The sequence below is a fragment of the Rhodococcus sp. PvR099 genome, assembly GCF_017833315.1.
Lineage (GTDB): Bacteria > Actinomycetota > Actinomycetes > Mycobacteriales > Mycobacteriaceae > Rhodococcus_G > Rhodococcus_G oryzae.
Genome location: NZ_JAFIBV010000001.1, coordinates 3,402,200 through 3,418,533 on the forward strand (window position 1 = coordinate 3,402,200; position 16,334 = coordinate 3,418,533).

General features: G+C 69.0%; 13 protein-coding genes. 6 read left to right on the forward strand and 7 right to left on the reverse strand.

The annotated features are described in order from the left end of the window. Nucleotides 1-322: 322 nt before the first annotated feature. Nucleotides 323-1,150 carry an HAD-IB family hydrolase gene (locus JOE46_RS15555; RefSeq protein ID WP_245221853.1) on the forward strand — a complete coding sequence of 276 codons (828 nt, stop codon included), beginning with the start codon at nucleotides 323-325 and terminating at the stop codon, nucleotides 1,148-1,150. Nucleotides 1,151-1,598: 448 nt separating this feature from the next. On the opposite strand, the gene JOE46_RS15560 is transcribed toward JOE46_RS15555, so the two are convergent. The 6 genes from JOE46_RS15560 to JOE46_RS15585 all read right to left on the reverse strand — a co-directional run bounded on the left by JOE46_RS15560 (nucleotide 1,599) and on the right by JOE46_RS15585 (nucleotide 8,217). Continuing rightward, nucleotides 1,599-2,351, reverse strand: coding sequence for an oxidoreductase (locus tag JOE46_RS15560; protein WP_097212840.1), 753 nt, complete (start codon nucleotides 2,349-2,351; stop codon nucleotides 1,599-1,601). A 61-nt stretch (nucleotides 2,352-2,412) separates the two neighbouring features. After that, nucleotides 2,413-2,880 carry a VOC family protein gene (locus JOE46_RS15565; RefSeq protein ID WP_097212839.1) on the reverse strand — a complete coding sequence of 156 codons (468 nt, stop codon included), beginning with the start codon at nucleotides 2,878-2,880 and terminating at the stop codon, nucleotides 2,413-2,415. Then, nucleotides 2,865-4,631 (reverse strand): ABC transporter ATP-binding protein, encoded by a 1,767-nt coding sequence (locus JOE46_RS15570; protein ID WP_209927799.1) that lies wholly within the window; start codon nucleotides 4,629-4,631, stop codon nucleotides 2,865-2,867. Before JOE46_RS15570 ends, JOE46_RS15565 begins: the two co-directional genes overlap by 16 nt. A gap of 60 nt (nucleotides 4,632-4,691) precedes the next feature. Further along, entirely contained in the window at nucleotides 4,692-5,672 is a 981-nt protein-coding gene (locus JOE46_RS15575; RefSeq protein ID WP_209927801.1) for an ABC transporter permease, read from the reverse strand. Next, nucleotides 5,665-6,591, reverse strand: a complete 927-nt coding sequence (locus JOE46_RS15580) for an ABC transporter permease (RefSeq protein ID WP_097212836.1) — start codon at nucleotides 6,589-6,591, stop codon at nucleotides 5,665-5,667. The genes JOE46_RS15575 and JOE46_RS15580 overlap by 8 nt, the downstream gene beginning before the upstream one ends. Nucleotides 6,592-6,624: 33 nt before the next feature. Next, nucleotides 6,625-8,217: an ABC transporter substrate-binding protein gene (locus JOE46_RS15585; RefSeq protein ID WP_374102898.1), complete on the reverse strand. Its 1,593-nt coding sequence runs from the start codon at nucleotides 8,215-8,217 to the stop codon at nucleotides 6,625-6,627. Between the two features lie 361 nt (nucleotides 8,218-8,578). Between JOE46_RS15585 and acs the strand changes: the two genes are divergently transcribed. Continuing rightward, a complete protein-coding gene (acs, locus tag JOE46_RS15590; protein ID WP_097212833.1) occupies nucleotides 8,579-10,522 on the forward strand; it encodes an acetate--CoA ligase in 1,944 nt (647 codons plus the stop codon). A gap of 233 nt (nucleotides 10,523-10,755) precedes the next feature. After that, nucleotides 10,756-11,943 carry a serine protease gene (locus tag JOE46_RS15595; protein WP_097212832.1) on the forward strand — a complete coding sequence of 396 codons (1,188 nt, stop codon included), beginning with the start codon at nucleotides 10,756-10,758 and terminating at the stop codon, nucleotides 11,941-11,943. Here JOE46_RS15595 and JOE46_RS15600 read toward each other — a convergent pair. Then, nucleotides 11,940-13,340 carry an MFS transporter gene (locus JOE46_RS15600; protein ID WP_209927805.1) on the reverse strand — a complete coding sequence of 467 codons (1,401 nt, stop codon included), beginning with the start codon at nucleotides 13,338-13,340 and terminating at the stop codon, nucleotides 11,940-11,942. The two genes, JOE46_RS15595 and JOE46_RS15600, sit on opposite strands and share 4 nt — an antisense overlap. 208 nt (nucleotides 13,341-13,548) lie before the next feature. Between JOE46_RS15600 and nhaA the strand changes: the two genes are divergently transcribed. From nhaA to JOE46_RS15615, 3 genes are read left to right on the forward strand one after another with little or no spacing between them, the layout of a single operon-like run. Beyond that, complete coding sequence (nhaA, locus tag JOE46_RS15605) at nucleotides 13,549-14,835, forward strand: Na+/H+ antiporter NhaA (protein WP_097212829.1); 1,287 nt, start codon at nucleotides 13,549-13,551, stop codon at nucleotides 14,833-14,835. 2 nt (nucleotides 14,836-14,837) lie between these two features. Then, a complete protein-coding gene (locus tag JOE46_RS15610; RefSeq protein ID WP_077043945.1) occupies nucleotides 14,838-15,371 on the forward strand; it encodes a phage holin family protein in 534 nt (177 codons plus the stop codon). Nucleotides 15,372-15,404: 33 nt separating this feature from the next. Next, complete coding sequence (locus JOE46_RS15615) at nucleotides 15,405-16,334, forward strand: alpha/beta fold hydrolase (protein WP_097212827.1); 930 nt, start codon at nucleotides 15,405-15,407, stop codon at nucleotides 16,332-16,334.

Consider the following 16,334-nt stretch of genomic DNA (forward strand, 5'->3'; position numbering starts at 1 on the left):
AGAATCGGGCCTGGGGATGGATTCCGGTATCCGCGAACCACTCCGGCGTCGAGCACCGTGCGGAACGACCGCGTCGACGCGGGAGAGGACGAGGCCCGGACGGCCAGAAAATGGAGGAAGACCCCCGCCAGGGGGGGAGGAGGCGGGGGTCTTCAGAGTTCAGCCCCGGGGGGTCGGGCTGAACACACCCAGATCAAGTCCAGGTGATTTTGATACTACACCCGCCGCGATCCGAGTTTGCAAATTCGAATTTCCTGTCGGAGATCCGAAGGTGAACACTGAGAATCGCGCTCCGATCCACGATTCACCTGGGGGCTCTATCCTGGATTCCGTGACCGCAGAGGCGAACAGACAGCCCGGGAACGGCCGGGTCGCGGCGTTCTTCGACCTGGACAAGACGATCATCGCAAAGTCGAGCACGCTCGCGTTCAGCAAGCCCTTTTTCGACCAGGGCCTGATCAATCGACGCTCCGTCCTCAAGAGCAGTTACGCCCAGTTCCTCTTCCTGCTCGCGGGCGCCGACCACGACCAGATGGAGCGAATGCGCACCCACCTGACCAATATGTGCGCAGGCTGGGACGTGGAGCAGGTGCGCGCGGTGGTCGCCGAGACGCTGCACGACATCGTCGACCCGCTCGTGTTCGCCGAGGCGGCCGATCTGATCGCCGACCACAAGCTCCGCGGCCACGATGTCATCGTGGTGTCGGCTTCGGGTGAGGAGGTGGTGTCTCCGATCGCGGAAGCCCTCGGGGCCGACCACGCCGCCGCGACCCGGATGGAGGTCAAGGACGGGCGCTTCACCGGCGAGGTCGACTTCTACTGCTACGGCGAGGGCAAGGTCGACGCGATCCGCGCACTGGCGCTGAGGGAGAACTACGATCTCGATCGGAGTTTCGCCTACTCGGATTCGGTGACCGACCTACCGATGCTCGCCGCGGTCGGCCACCCCACCGCCGTCAACCCGGACCGCGCCCTTCGAAAGGAGGCCGCCGGAAATGGTTGGCCCATACTGACTTTCTCCAATCCGGTATCCCTGCGGGCCCGCCTACAGCCGCCGTCGAGATCCACCGTCGCCGCGACAGCAGCGGTCGGCTTCGGCGCGTTGGCGGCAGGCGCGCTGACGTACGGAATGCTGCGCCGTCGGCGCTGACCTGGACCGAAGACTGGGATCAATCCAGGTGTGCGAACCCCTTGAAGCGAGTGCGGTCACAGGGTACAAAGGAGTTACGGATGAACGGCAGGCCAAGGTCGACCCGGAAGAGAAGGATCGGTCTCCCGGCCGCGAAGTCCCAGCACGGACACCAGGCACCCACGCGGAGCCGCAAGCCACTATAAGGGCAGCAGCGTTGTGGGCCTGCGTGACTCGGACATTCGGCAGCGAGGACCTTGCACGAGTTGCAGAGGCGAACTGACGATGCTCGAGCCTACGCCGAGGCCGGACACACAACCCACCAAAGCACGCTTGGTAACCCGGCGATCCGTGCTAGCGGGCGGCGAAGTCGACGAGAGTCGGCAGCGCCGCTCGCATTGCGTCCGGGGCCGTTGACGCACCGAGCCCAGTGCCGTTGCCTCCCAGACGAAGTCCGACCCCGAGCGGATCAGCCCGCGGCCGCGGCGTCCGCGATCGACATGGCCTCCCGCGCCCCGGCCTCCATCGCGCCGCAGCACAGGATCACCCAGCTGCCGACACCCTCTGCGGTTCCCGACGCGAAGCCCGTGACACCGTCGCGGTACGCCTGCTGCCGCCGCAGCCAACTCACCTCGGGCACACCCAGATTGTGGGGATCCAGCCCGGTCGACGCCGCCACCAGTCGGGACGCGGCCCGCGCGACGACCCCGTCGGCGGCACCGAACGGGGACAACGACAACAACTCCCCGTGCACCACGGCCGCCAGGACCGGAGCGGGCGCCTTCGTTCCGCCGGTGACCAACTGTGCGAGACCGTCGAGCCGCTCCGCGACCCCGGGGTCCGTCCGCGGTCGGCCCAGCGTGGACTGGTCGGTGACCAGGTCGGCCGCCGCGAGCAGGTGCAGCCGGGCCAGCGCCTGGAGCGGCGCCCGCTGCCAGGTCGGCACCATGATGGTGAGCGCGTCGCCGTCGATGGCCTGGGCCACCCGCAGCGCACCCGCCAGGATCGGGTCGCCCTCCTCGCCCTCGGCGGGCAGTTCGGTGCTGCCCCCGTCGATGGACGCGGACGCCCGCGCTGCGCGGATGGCCGCCTCGGCCGCGGTCGTCGGCCAACCACGGCGATTGGTCTTGTGCCGGTGCACCTCGCCGAGCGCATCGCGTGCCCGGTCGGCGGCTTCGCGCACGCCGGGCAGGTCCACCAGGGGCTGCAGGGGGTCGTTCACGCTGCTCAACGCTACCCGGCGGCCCCATCGGTCACGCGAGCGAGGAGGCCGGGCGGCACGGCTATCGGTCCCCCGCGCCCGCGGGGCCGGCCTCCCCGATGGTGACGCGACCGCCCTCGTGCACCACCAGGCCCGGGTTGTGCGCGATCTCCCAGCGGTAGCCGTCCGGATCGGTGAAGTACCCGCTGTACCCGCCCCAGGCCCGCTGGGCACCCGGCACCAGCACCGTTCCCCCTACTCGCGCCGCGGTCGCGAGGACCTCGTCCACCTCCCCCGGGCTGCCGACGTTGTGACCGAGGGTGATGGGGGCCCGACCCTGCTCGCCCGCCACCGGCGCCGTCGGCCCGGCCTCCCGCACCATCTCGTCGACCGACCACAGCGAGAGCAGCATGCCGGAGCCGATCTGCAGGAACAGCACCTCGCCCTGGACGTAGAGCGTCGGCGTCCATCCCAGTCCGCCGACGTAGAACGCGTGCGATCGCGCCGGGTCGACGACGCCGAGGGTGAGCACACTCAGATGCTGGTCCACCCCTCCACTGAACCACCGTGCACGTCAGATGAGCCAGACCGTTCGGTCTCAGGACCCCGGACGAGATCGCGACCGGGGATCGCCTCGAGCAGCCTCCTGGTGTATTCGTGCTGCGGGTTGTCGAACACCTCCACCGTCGTGGCGGCCTCGACCACCCGGCCCCTGCTCATCACCACCACGTCGTCGGCGATCTGCCGCACCACCGCCAGATCGTGTGAGATGAACAGGTACGACAGGCCGAGCTGAGCCTGCAGATTGCCCAGCAGGTTCAGGATCTGCGCCTGCACGAGCACGTCCAGCGCCGAGACCGCCTCGTCGCAGACGAGCACCGCGGGCCCCAGTGCCAGCGCCCGCGCGATCGCCACCCGTTGCCGCTGGCCACCGGAGAGTTCGTTGGGGTACCGCCGCAGCACCGAGCTCGGCAGCGACACCCTGTCCAGCAGGTCACGCACGATCCGCTCCCGCTCGCCCCTGTCCCCCACCCGGTGGGTGCGCAGCGGCTCCTCGACGGTGCGGTAGATCGAGTACATCGGGTCAAGCGATCCGTACGGATTCTGGAAAATCGGCTGCACCTGGCGCCGGAATGCGAATGCGGACTTCGCATCGAACTCCGCCAGGTCGCGTCCCTCGAAGGTGACGGTCCCCGAGGTCGGCTTCATCAGCCCCAGAACCATATGCGCCACAGTCGATTTACCCGACCCGGACTCACCGACGATCGCCGTCGTGGTGCCGCGCTCGAGGCGGAAGGACACGGAGTCGACCGCCGTGAATTCGGTGTGTCGCCACGGCGCACCGCCCCGGGTCCTGAATTCCTTGACCAGGTCCGAGGCCACCATGACGTCGCCGCCTGCCGGCAGGGGCCCGCCGTCCGCCGCCGCGGCGTGTTCGGCCACCTCCACGGCGCGCGCCCGGATCCGCGCGCGGGCCCGGACGGACTCGAGTTGCTGCGAGGCCAGGGACGGCGCGGCGGACACCAGTTTCCGGGTATATGCGTGCCGCGGATCGCCGAGGATCTGGCGGGCCGGTCCGGATTCGACGACCCGCCCCTGGTGCATGACCACCAGATGCTCGGCCCGTTCCGCCGCCAGGCCCAGGTCGTGCGTGATCAGCAGCACGGCCGTGCCGAGTTCGCCGGTGAGCCCGGCGAGATGGTCGAGGATCTGCCGCTGCACCGTCACGTCAAGGGCGGAGGTCGGCTCGTCCGCGATCAGCAGCTTCGGCCGGCAGGACAGCCCGATGGCGATGAGCGCACGCTGGCACATACCGCCCGAGAACTCGTGCGGATACTGATCGACCCGGTGCCCCGCATCCGGTAGGCCCGCCTCGGCGAGCAGCTCGACCGCTCGCGCCCTGGCCGCCTTCCCCCTCGCGATCCCGTTGGCCGCCAGGGTTTCCGCGATCTGAAAGCCGATCTTCCACACCGGATTCAGGTTCGACATCGGGTCCTGCGGAACCAGCCCGATGCCGCGACCCCGGACCGCCACCAGGTCCGCCTTCGACGCCCCGACCAGGTCCCTCCCGTCGAAACGGATCTCCCCCGAGGTGACAATTCCTGTACCCGGCAGCAGGCCGATGATGGCGTGGGCCACGGTCGACTTGCCGGAGCCCGACTCCCCCACGATCGCCACGGTCTGCCCCGGGTAGGCGGTCAGGCTCACCCCGCGCACCGCGGGTACCGTGCGACCGCCGGAGCGGAAGTCGACGCTGAGGTCGCGGATATCGAGCAGCGGACCGGGCTCGCGGTCTCTCATCGCTTCCTCCGCTCGCACATGAGCTCGATCATTGCTTCCTCGGCTCGCACATGAGCTCGATCATCGCTTCCTCGCCTTCGGATCGAGCGCATCGCGCAGGGCGTCGCCGAGCATGATGAAGCCAAGGACCGTGACCGCCAGCGCCGCCGCGGGGTAGAAGATGATCCCCGAACCGGACCTCAGTCGGCTCTGACCGGTGCTGATGTCCCCTCCCCAGGACACCACGCTCGGCGGCAGCCCGATGCCCAGATAGGACAGCGTCGCCTCGGTGACGATGAAGACGCCGAGCCAGATCGTGGTCACCACGATCACCGGACCGACCGCGTTGGGGAGCACGTGCCGCAACAGGATGCGGAATCGGGAGACGCCCAGCGCCGTCGCCGCGAGCACGAAGTCGTTGCCGCGCACCGAGATGACCGAACCCCTCGCGATCCTGGCCACGTGCGGCCAGGCGAACAGGGCCAGGATCAGCATCACCGTCCAGATGCTCCGGTTCCGGAACAGCTGCATCATCACGATCGCCGCGAGGATGAGCGGGATGCCGAAGAAGACATCGGTGATCCGGGAGACGACCGCATCGAGCCGGCCGCCGTAGAACCCTGCGAGGGCACCGACGGTGCCACCGATGAGCAGGAAGATCGCGGTCGCGCCGACGCCGGTGAGCACCGAGGCCCGCGCGCCGTACACGGTGCGGGCGAAGATGTCGCAACCCTGCAGGTCGAACCCGAACGGATGCCCGGCGCCCGGTCCCCGCATGCTGTTCTGCCCCAGACACATTCGCGGGTCCTGACCCGTGAACAGTCCGGGCACCGCGACCACAACGAGGACGAAGAGGATCAGCAGGGCCGAGACGAGGAACATCGGGTTGCGCCGCAGTCCGCGCCAGGCATCGCGCCACATGCTGGTCGGCGGCGAGGCCTCGTCGAGCCGATCGACGCCGAGCGCCTCCACCTCGTCCGGTCCGGCGACGAAGTAGTTCTGCCCGGCGCGCGCCTGCGGGGATGCGCGATCGGGTGTCCCGGGGAGGTCCGGATCAGGCATAGCGAATCCTCGGGTCGAGCGCGGCGTACAGCAGGTCCACCAGCAGGTTGGCCACCAGGAACACGACCACCAGCACCGTCACGAAGGACACCACGGTCGGGGCCTCGCCACGGATCACGGCCTGGTAGATCGTGCCGCCGACGCCGTTGATGTTGAAGATGCCCTCGGTGACGATCGCGCCCGCCATCAGCGCTCCCAGGTCGGCGCCGAGAAAGGTGACCACCGGGATCAGCGAGTTGCGCAGGATGTGCACCACCACGACGCGGCGACGACTCAAGCCCTTGGCTGTGGCGGTGCGGACGTGATCGGCGTCCTTGTTCTCGGCCACGGATGTCCTGGTCAGCCGCAGCACGTACGCGAAGGAGACCAGGCCAAGCACGATGGCGGGCACCAGAAGTCTCGAGAAGCTGGCATCGGCACCGACGGTGACCGGGGCGATCCCCCACCGCACGCCGAGGAAGAACTGGGCCAGGAAGCCGATCACGAATACCGGCACCGCGATGATGAAGAGGCTGAGCACCAGCAGGGTCGCGTCGAACGCCTTGCCCTTGCGCAACCCGGCGATGACACCGAAGAAGATGCCGAACGCGGCCTCGATGACGATCGCCATGAACGCGAGCCTGATGGTGACGGGGAACGCCCTGGCCAGCACGTCCCGCACCGGCTGGCCGGAGAACGAGGTGCCGAAGTCGAGGGTGAAGATGCCCTTGAGGTAGAGCAGGTACTGCACGATGAAGGGCCGGTCGAGGTGGTATCGCTCGCGGAGCTGGTCGGCCACGGCGGGGCTGAGCGGCTTGTCGCCCGCGAGCGCCTGGATGGGGTCGCCCGGGATCAGGAACACCATCGCGTAGATGAGCAGCGTCGCCCCGATGAACACGGGGATCATCTGCAGCAGTCTCCGCCCGATGTACCACCCCACCAGGTCACTTCCTTCCGGCCGTGTGGCACGGCGTCAGGACTTCTTGATCGCCTCGTACATCGGCAGGCCGTTCCAGCTGATCTGCACGTCGCTCACCGCCTCGGAGTGCCCGGCCGCCGTGATGTAGTCCCACAGCGGGAGCACGGGCAGGTCCAGGAGCAGGATCTCCTGCGCCTGCCCGGCGAGTGCGAACGACTCGTCCTCGTCGGTTGCGGCCTCTGCCCCGCGGACCAGGTCGTCGAACGCCGGGTTCGAGTAGTCCTCGTCGTTGGAGCCGGCACCGGTGACGAACTGCGGCTCGAGGAATTCGAGGATCGACGGGTAGTCGCCCTGCCAGCCAGACCGGAACGCGGACCCGATGGTCCGGTTCGTGATCTCGGTCCTGATCTGCTTGAACGTCGGATACGGCGCGCCGACCGCGTCGATGCCGAGCGTGTTCCGGATGCTGTTGGCGGCCGCGTCGACCCACGCCTGGTGGCCGCCGTCGGAGTTGTAGGCGATCTCGAACCGGCCGCTCCACGGGGAGAGCGCGTCGGCCTGCGCCCACAGCGACTTCGCGACCCCCGCGTCGTACTCGAGCGCCCGAACTCCCGGCAGGTTCGCGTTGAACCCGGGCAGCGAGCTCGCGGTGAAGTCGCGCGCGGGCGTGCGCAGGCCCTGGAAGATCTGCTGGGTGATCTGCCCGCGGTCGATCGCCCGCGACAGTGCCTGCCTGCGCAGACCGCCCTCCGGCCCGGCGAAGTGCGGCAGGTTTCCCGGGATGCCGATCTGCGCATTCTGCGCGGTCGGGGCCTCGAGGGCGCGGTCACCGAGATCCGACCTGAAGGTGCTGAGCGCGCTCTCCGGGACGGTGTCGAGGACGTCCAGGTTTCCGGCCTGTAGGTCCGAGTAGGCGGTGTCGAGCGAGCTGTAGAAGACGAAGCTCAGGCCGCCGTTGTTCGGGCTCCGGTTGCCGCGGTAGTCGGGGTTCGGCACCAGGTCCAGCTTGACGTTGTGCTGCCACGCGTCGCCGTCCGCGAACTCGTAGGGACCGTTTCCGACCGGCCGCTCGCCGAACGCGGCCATGTCCAGGAACGCCACCTCCGGCAACGGGTAGAACGGGGTGAAGCCGAGCCGCAGCCGGAAGTCCGCGGTCGGCTGCTTGAGGTCGACCGTGAACGTGGTGTCGTCGACGATCTTGAGCCCGGACATCGTCTGCGCGGTTGGCGGGCCGGCGGCGACCTCGTCGTAGCCGACGATCGGCTCGAAGAAACTGGACTGCAGCTGGGCGTTCGTCGAGAGGGCGCCGTAGTTCCAGGCGTCCACGAAGGATTTCGCGGTGACCGGTGTCCCGTCGGTGAAGGTCCAGTCGGGTTTGATCTTGATCGCGAACGACTTCGAATCCGTGGTCTCGATCGACTGGGCGACCTCGTGCTGAAGGTTGCCCCTCGCGTCGTACGACTCGAGTCCGGCGAAGAGCCGGTCGACGATGCGTCCGCCGCCGTTCTCGTTCGTGTTCGTCGGGATCAGCGGGTTCTGGGGTTCGCTGCCGTTGGCCGTGACCATGCCGCTGCCGCCGTCGGAGGTCGACGAACACGCGGACAGCACCAGTGCCCCGGACAACGCGAACGCTGTCAGTGCGGTCACCCTGTGGAACTTCAAGAGTCGCCTCCTGTTCGTTCACACGAAGACGCCGCCGTCGGCACGCCGGGTGAGCGCGGCGCGCACACGGCCGACCGTGGATGCCGCGAAGACTAACCACACAGTGTCCGGGTGTCCGGCGTTTGTCCCGGTCGGGACCAAGTCGTCGGGCAATCGCAACGCCCCGGATACCTGGTGGATCGATCCGTTCGTCGCCCACGTCGACCATCGGGCGCACCCACGGGACCGATCACCGCAGATCCGGGGGTTGCAACCTATTGCAACGATGCGCTCACCGTGTCATGTGACTACCCTCACAAAGGCGCGAAAAGCGCCCCCAGGATCACCGAAAGAGGGCACGGGCGACATGACCAGTAGCACCGCCGATACCAACGCAGCCGAGCACGCGACGAGCTACCCGCCGAGCGCGGAGTTCGTCGCGACCGCGAATGCAGGCCCGGAGCTCCAGGCCGCAGCGGATGCCGACCGGCTGGGGTTCTGGGCCGATCAGGCTTCCCGCCTGCACTGGCACGAGCCGTGGAGCGAGGTCCTTGACTGGTCCGACGCCCCGGTCGCCAAGTGGTTCGTCGGCGGCAAGCTCAACGTCGCGTACAACTGCGTCGACCGGCACGTCCAGAGCGGCCACGGCGACCAGGTCGCCATCCACTGGGAGGGCGAGCCCGGCGACAGCCGCGACGTCACCTACAACGACCTGCTCGCCGAGGTGAGCAGGGCCGCAAACACTTTCACCGAGCTCGGCCTCGTGGCAGGCGACCGCGTCGCCATCTACATGCCGATGGTCCCCGAGGCGATCGTCTCGATGCTGGCCTGCGCCCGGCTCGGCCTGACCCATTCGGTTGTCTTCGCAGGCTTCTCCGCATCCGCGCTGCGGTCGCGGATCGACGACGCCGAGGCCAAGCTGGTCATCACCACCGACGGACAGTGGCGCCGCGGGCAGGCTGCCCCCCTCAAGACCGCCGTCGACACCGCAGTCGACGGCGCGGAATCCGTCCAGAACGTGCTGGTGGTCAAGCGCACCGACATCGATGTCGAGTGGACCGAGGGCCGCGACCTCTGGTGGCACGAGACGGTGGCCACGGCCTCGCCCGAGCACGAGGCACAGGCCTTCGACGCCGAGCACCCGCTCTTCATCCTCTACACCTCGGGCACCACGGGTAAGCCCAAGGGGATCATCCACACCTCCGGCGGCTACCTCACCCAGGCGTCGTACACCCACCACAACGTCTTCGACCACAAGGCGGGCAAGGACGTCTACTGGTGCACCGCCGACATCGGCTGGGTGACCGGGCACAGCTACATCGTCTACGGGCCGCTGTCGAACCGGACCACCCAGGTGGTCTACGAGGGCACCCCGAACTCGCCGGATGAGCACCGGCACTTCAACATCATCGAGAAGTACGGCGTCAGTATCTATTACACGGCACCGACCCTGGTCCGAACCTTCATGAAGTGGGGCCGCGAGATCCCCGACGCGCACGACCTGTCCTCGCTGCGGTTGCTGGGCAGCGTCGGCGAGCCGATCAACCCCGAGGCGTGGCGCTGGTTCCGCGACGTGATCGGCGGCGAGCGCTGCCCGATCGTGGACACCTGGTGGCAGACCGAGACCGGCGCGATCATGATCTCCCCGCTGCCCGGCGTCACGGCCACCAAGCCGGGCTCCGCGATGGCGCCGCTGCCCGGCATCTCCGCGAAGATCGTCGACGACGATGCCAAGCCGCTCGGCGCCGGTGGCAACGGCTACCTGGTGCTCGACCAGCCGTGGCCGTCGATGCTGCGCGGCATCTGGGGCGACATGGAGCGCTTCAAGGACACCTACTGGTCCCGGTACGCCGTGGAGGGCTGGTACTTCGCCGGGGACGGCGCACGCTACGACGAGGACGGCGACCTCTGGGTGCTCGGCCGCGTGGATGACGTCATGAACGTCTCCGGCCACCGGATCTCCACCTCCGAGGTCGAGTCGGCGCTGGTCGGGCACCACAGCGTGGCCGAGGCCGCGGTGGTCGGCGCCGCCGACGAGACCACCGGCCAGGGCATCGTCGCGTTCGTGATCCTGCGCGAGGGCGCCGAGAACACGGGCGAGACGCTGATCGCCGAGCTCAAGGTCCAGGTGTCGACGGAGATCAGCCCGATCGCCCGGCCGCGCCAGATCACCATCGTCCCCGAGCTGCCGAAGACCAGGAGCGGCAAGATCATGCGCCGACTGCTCCGCGACGTCGCCGAGGGCCGCGATCTGGGCGACACCTCGACGCTGGTCGATCCCAAGGTGTTCGATGCGATCCGGGGCAACTGACCCCCGCTCCCCTCACCACGGCGGTGCCCCCGTGCGGCTCGAACGCACGGGGGCACCGCCGTCTCGTCTCGCGTGTGGCCCAGTCGCGGGCCGCCCTCGCGAACCTTCCCGGCCGTGCCGGATTGGCCTACCATGGGTCCGTCAGCGATGGCCCACAGTCCCATTCATGACGAGTGCCGAGCCGAGTGACGCTCACGGGTGAGCCGCGGGTCCGAGCTCGAACGGAGACCGTCATGCCTGATCGGCGCCGGCGAACGAGGTTCGCCGCCCTGCTCGTGCTGCTGCTCGCGGCGCTCGTCGGCTCCCCCGCCGTCGCGCTCGGCGACCAGGAATCCCCCGAACGTCCCGTGCCGAGCCCGGAGCAACGCGCGGCGGCCCTCGTCACCCCGTCCGTCGTCCTGGTCAAGGCGGAGGTCAGGGGCTGGGTCCGCTTTCCCGACGGCCAGCCGATCAAGGTAGACCCCTTCGTAACCGGCTGGCGCTGTAGCGGATTCGTCGTCAACCCGGACGGCTGGGTGGCCACGGCAGGCCACTGCGCCGAGGGCGCCCGCGAGGCCCTCCTGCGAACCGCGGTCGACTGGGCGGTGCACGTGATCCCCACCCTCGATCCCGCGCTCGTGAACGAGACCGCCCAGTCGAACTGGCGGGTCGAGGGCGACGAGCCCGGATCGAGCCCAACCACCGCCATGACCGTGATCGCCGGTGGGACCGCCGAGGGCGAGGCACTCCCCGCCGAGGTCACCGGCCTGGTGCCGCTCACCGCGGGGGATGTCGCGTTGCTCAAGGTCCAGCGGGGTGGCCTTGCGGCCGCCGAGCTGAGCACCGATGACGGCGTCGACCTGGGCACGCCGGTGGTGTCGGCCGGATTCCCCGGCAACACCGATACCGCGGCCGAGCCGTCGCTACGGCCCGCGGTATCGGGCGGCGAGATCAGCGCCAAGAAGGCCACCGGAATCGTCCCGGTCTACCAGACCGACGCGGAGGTGTCCGAGGCCATGAGCGGAGGCCCCACCGCCGACCTCGGCGGCGTGGCGGTCGGGGTCAACAGCTTCGGAATCCATGGGCAGACACAGCCGTTCGCCTTCGTCGCCCCGGCGCGCGGACTCACGGATCTGATGCGCGAGAAGGGCGTCACCCCGGCTCTCGGGCCTGCCGACACCGCCTACCGCGCGGGGATCGAGCACTACTACGACGGCAACTACACCGCCGCCATCGCCGACTTCGACCAGGTGCTGACCCTCGCCCCTGGCTATCCGGGGGCGGCGGAACTCCGGGCCGGCGCCGAACAGGAGCGGGATCTGTACGGGGACGCGGCGCCATCCGACTCGGGCCCGAACTGGGGCCTGCTCGCCGCCCTTGCGGTCCTGCTGGCGGTGAGCGCAGGCGTGGTGGTGGTGATCCGGCGGACGGTTCAGGCCTAGAGCTCGGCCCCGCGCGGATCGAGCTCGGGCGCGTCCAGCGAGGTGTCCTTGGTCTCACGCATCACCAGCAGCGCGACGAACGTCAGGGCGCCCGCCGCGAGCAGGTAGATGCCGACCCAGCCGACGCCGTAACTGGTCGCGAGCCAGGTCGCGATGAACGGCGCCACCGCCGCACCCAGGATGCTCGCCGTGTTGTAGGCGATACCCGAGCCGGTGTAGCGCACATTGGTCGGGAACAGCTCCGGCAGCACCGCACTCATGGGGCCGAAGGTGAAGCCCATCAACAGCATTCCGACGATGAGGAAGACCAGCATCCGAGCGTCGGTCATCTTCTCGGGGTCGAGGGCCACCGAGAACGTCAGCCCGAAGACCATGATCGCGCCGGTGGCGACCAGCAGGGTGATGCGCCGACCGTACCGGTCCGCGAGCCAGCCGGTGATGGGCACGCCCGCCGCGAAGAACAACACGGCGATCAGTTGCAGCACAAGGAAATCCGAGTACTTGAAGCCGAGCCCGGTGCCGCCTGCGGCGACGGTCTTTCCGGTGCCGTAGCTCAGCACCCAGGTGGTCATGATGTAGAAGAGGGTGTACGTCGCGAGCATCACGAAGGTGCCGATGATCAGCTGACGCCAGCTCGTCTTGAACACCGTCGCCAGCGGGGTCTTGACCTTCTCGCCGCGCTCGACGGCGCGCGCGAAGACCGGGGTCTCCTCCAGCTTCAGCCGCACGTACAGGCCGATGATCACCATGATCGCGCTGAGCAGGAACGGGATTCGCCAGCCCCAGGTCAGGAATGCGCTGTCCAGGTCGGGGTTCGCGTTGTCGTGGCCCATGAACAGGGTGATGATCAGGAACAGCCCGTTGGCCAGGAAGAACCCGATCGGCGCGCCGAGCTGCGGCCACATCGCCGCCCAGGCCCGCTTGCCGGACTTCGCCGTCTCGGTCGCGAGCAGCGCCGCCCCCGACCATTCGCCACCGAGCCCGAGGCCCTGGCAGAAACGCATCAGGGCCAGCAGCGCGGGGGCGATGAGCCCGACCGAGTGGTATGTCGGCAGCAGCCCGATGACGAACGTCGCGATGCCCATGGTGAGCAGCGATCCGACCAGGGTGGCCTTGCGGCCGATCCGGTCGCCGTAGTGGCCGAACACGATCGAGCCGAGCGGACGGGCGACGAACGCGAGGCCGAAGGTGGCCAGCGAGGCCAGCAGCGCGGTGGTGCCGTTCCCCTTGGGGAAGAACAGGTGCGGGAAGACCGAGACCGCCGCTGTCGCATAGATGTAGAAGTCGTAGAACTCGATCGAGGTGCCGATCATGCTGGCCACCACGATCCGACTACGGGGCACCGCGTCTTTCGCGGCAACCGCCTCGTCGACCAGCACGTCCGGGGCTTCGCTCATCCGATTCTCCTGCACACCTGTTCCACGGAATGGACATCCGCCGCCCAAACCTCAGGAAGCAGATCACTCCCGCCGTTTCCGGGGCAATCCAGCGCGAGGTGTTTGCGCCGAGCGGTATCAAGATCGCGTTAAGCTGCCATCGGAGCGCCGGGAAGTCTGGTCGGCACATGGCACACCTGTACGCCCGCGACCTTCGGGAGAACCTGACGTGATCCAACCGCTCCGCTCCGAACTGACCCGCTATCTGCGCACCGAGACCGTCGGAGGGTCGATCCTGCTGGTGGCGGCGGCCGTCGCGGTCATCTGGGCGAACTCCCCGTGGGCCGACGCCTACACCGCCCTGCGGGACTTTCAGGTCGGGCCGAGCGCGATCCATCTGAACCTGAGCCTGAACACCTGGGCCCAGGACGGCCTGCTGGCGGTGTTCTTCTTCGTCGCGGGCCTCGAGCTCAAACGCGAGTTGGTCGTCGGCGAGCTCGCCGACCGCAAGAAGGCCCTGCTGCCGATCATCGCGGCGGTCGGCGGCGTGATCCTGCCCGCGCTGATCGCGCTGGCGGTCGGCTGGGGCACCCCCGGCATCGAGAAGGCCTGGGCGATCCCGGTCGCCACCGACATCGCCTTCGCCCTCGGCGTGCTCGCGCTGACCGGGTCCAGGATCCCGGCCAGCGCCAGGGTGTTCCTGCTCAGCCTCGCGGTCGTCGACGACCTGCTCGCGATCATCATCATCGCCGCGCTGTTCACCACCTCGATCGCGATGCTGTGGCTGCTCGGCGCGGTCGCCTGCCTGGCCGTCTACGCGTACGCGCAGCACCGGCGGATCACCACCCCGCTGCTGTACGTCCCGCTGGCATTGCTCGCCTGGTACTCGATGCACGAGGCGGGCATCCACGCCACCCTCGCGGGCGTCGCCATCGGACTGCTGACCAGGGTGCGCAAGGACCCGGGCGAGGCGGAGGCCCCCGCGACCCGGCTCGAGCACCGGATCCAGCCGTTCTCCGCCGGGTTCTGCGTGCCGGTGTTCGCCCTGTTCGCCTCCGGGGTCCCGCTGGGTCCAGAGGTGCTCGAGTCGATGTTCACCGACCGCATCGCGCTGGCGATCATCCTGGGCCTGCTGGTCGGCAAGACCGTCGGCATCTTCGGCGTCTCGTGGGCCGCGGTCCGGCTCGGCATCGCCACGAAGCCGGGAAACCTCGGCTTCCGCGACATGTTCGCGCTGTCGGTGCTCGGTGCGATCGGGTTCACCGTTAGCCTTCTGGTGGCCGAACTCGCGCTCGAAGGAGCCGAGGTGGAGACGGCGAAGGCTGCGGTCCTGTTGACCTCGCTGACGGCGTCGCTGATCGGCTCGGCGCTACTGTTACGCCGGGGGCGCGTCCACCAGGCGCGCGCCACCGCGGCCGGTTCCGCGACCGGTCAGAAAAGACCACATTCCGGCGAGCCGGACGACGACACACTCCGGCGAGCCGGACGACGACACACTGGAGGGGCGCAGACGTGAGCATCAGTGACCGCAACGGCGACAGATACGACCGGCTGACCGGGGACGGGGTGCCCAACACCATCACGTCGATCCCGCTCACCGACGTCGATGCGCACGCCCCCGGTACCGCCAGCATCGGGAACCTGGTCAAAGACGCGACCACGCAGGTCTCCACCCTGGTCCGCGCCGAGGTGGCGCTCGCCAAGGCCGAGGTGACCAGCGAGGTCAAGAAGGGCCTGCAGGGCTCGCTGTTCTTCCTCCTCGCGCTCACCGTCCTGCTGTTCAGCTCCTTCTTCTTTTTCTTCTTCCTCGCCGAGACCCTCGCCGTCTGGACGCCGCGCTGGCTCGCGTTCCTCATCGTGTTCCTGCTGATGGTGGTGACCACAGCGGTGCTGGCGCTGTTCGGCTACCTGCGGGTGCGCAAGCTGCGTGCCCCGGAGAAGACCATCGACTCGCTCCGGCAGGCCGCGACGGTGCTGCCGAACGCCGCGGAGTCGAGCTACAAGCACGGCGACTACACGCCCGGCGAGTACGCCCGCCGGACCGCGCCGTAGCCCCGGCGTCGAACCGAGAGCATCACCCCTCCCGTGACCTACCCGGATCCCTCCACAGTCCGATTCGACGGCCCGTGGCAGCACCGCGACGTGCACGCCAACGGCATCCGCTTCCACGCGGTCGAGGCGGGCCCGTCCGACCCCGGTGCACCGCTGGTCGTCCTGCTGCACGGCTTCGCCGACTTCTGGTGGTCCTGGCGACATCAGTTGACGGCCCTCGCGGACGCCGGCTACCGCGCGGTCGCGTTGGATCTGCGCGGCTACGGGGACAGTGACAAGCCGCCGCGCGGCTACGACGGCTGGACCCTGGCCGGTGACGTTGCCGGTCTGATCCGCGCCCTCGGCCACACCGAGGCCACGCTCGTCGGCCACGCCGACGGAGGCCTGGTGTGCTGGGCGACGGCGGTGCTGCATCCACGGCTGGTGCGCTCGATCGCCCTCGTCAGCTCGCCGCATCCGATCGCGCTCAAGCGATCGGTGCTGGCCGACCGGGCCCAGCGGTCCGCCTTCCTGCCTGCGTTCCTGCGCTGCCAGCTGCCGTGGCGGCCGGAGCGGGCGTTGACCCGCGAGGACGGCGCCGAGGTCGAGAGGCTGCTGCGCGGCCGATCCGGTCCGGAATGGCCGCAGACCGAGGAGTTCGCCGAGGTCGTCGAGCGGGCCAGGTCCGCGATCCAGATCCCGGGCGCCGCGCACTGCTCGCTGGAGTACCAGCGCTGGGCGTTCCGCAGCCAGTGGCGGCCCGACGGCCGCCGGTTCATGAAGGCGATGAACCAGGTGATGACCATCCCGGTGCTGCAGATCCACGGGGACCAGGACCCGTACGTGCTGGCAGCCGCGTTGCGCCGCGACACCAGGTGGGCACCGGGTCGGAGCCTGCACACCATCGCGGGCGCCGGCCACTTCGCCCACCAGGAACGACCGGCCGAGGTGACCGCCGCGCTGACGGAGTTCCTGAAGCGCTGA

Coding starts and splice junctions, on each gene's coding strand:
- JOE46_RS15570 (WP_209927799.1), bottom strand. CDS start 4,631: ATGAGAGACCGCGAGCCCGGTCCGCTGCTCGATATCCGCGACCTCAGC.
- JOE46_RS15575 (WP_209927801.1), bottom strand. CDS start 5,672: ATGCCTGATCCGGACCTCCCCGGGACACCCGATCGCGCATCCCCGCAG.
- acs (WP_097212833.1), top strand. CDS start 8,579: ATGACCAGTAGCACCGCCGATACCAACGCAGCCGAGCACGCGACGAGC.
- JOE46_RS15595 (WP_097212832.1), top strand. CDS start 10,756: ATGCCTGATCGGCGCCGGCGAACGAGGTTCGCCGCCCTGCTCGTGCTG.
- JOE46_RS15600 (WP_209927805.1), bottom strand. CDS start 13,340: ATGAGCGAAGCCCCGGACGTGCTGGTCGACGAGGCGGTTGCCGCGAAA.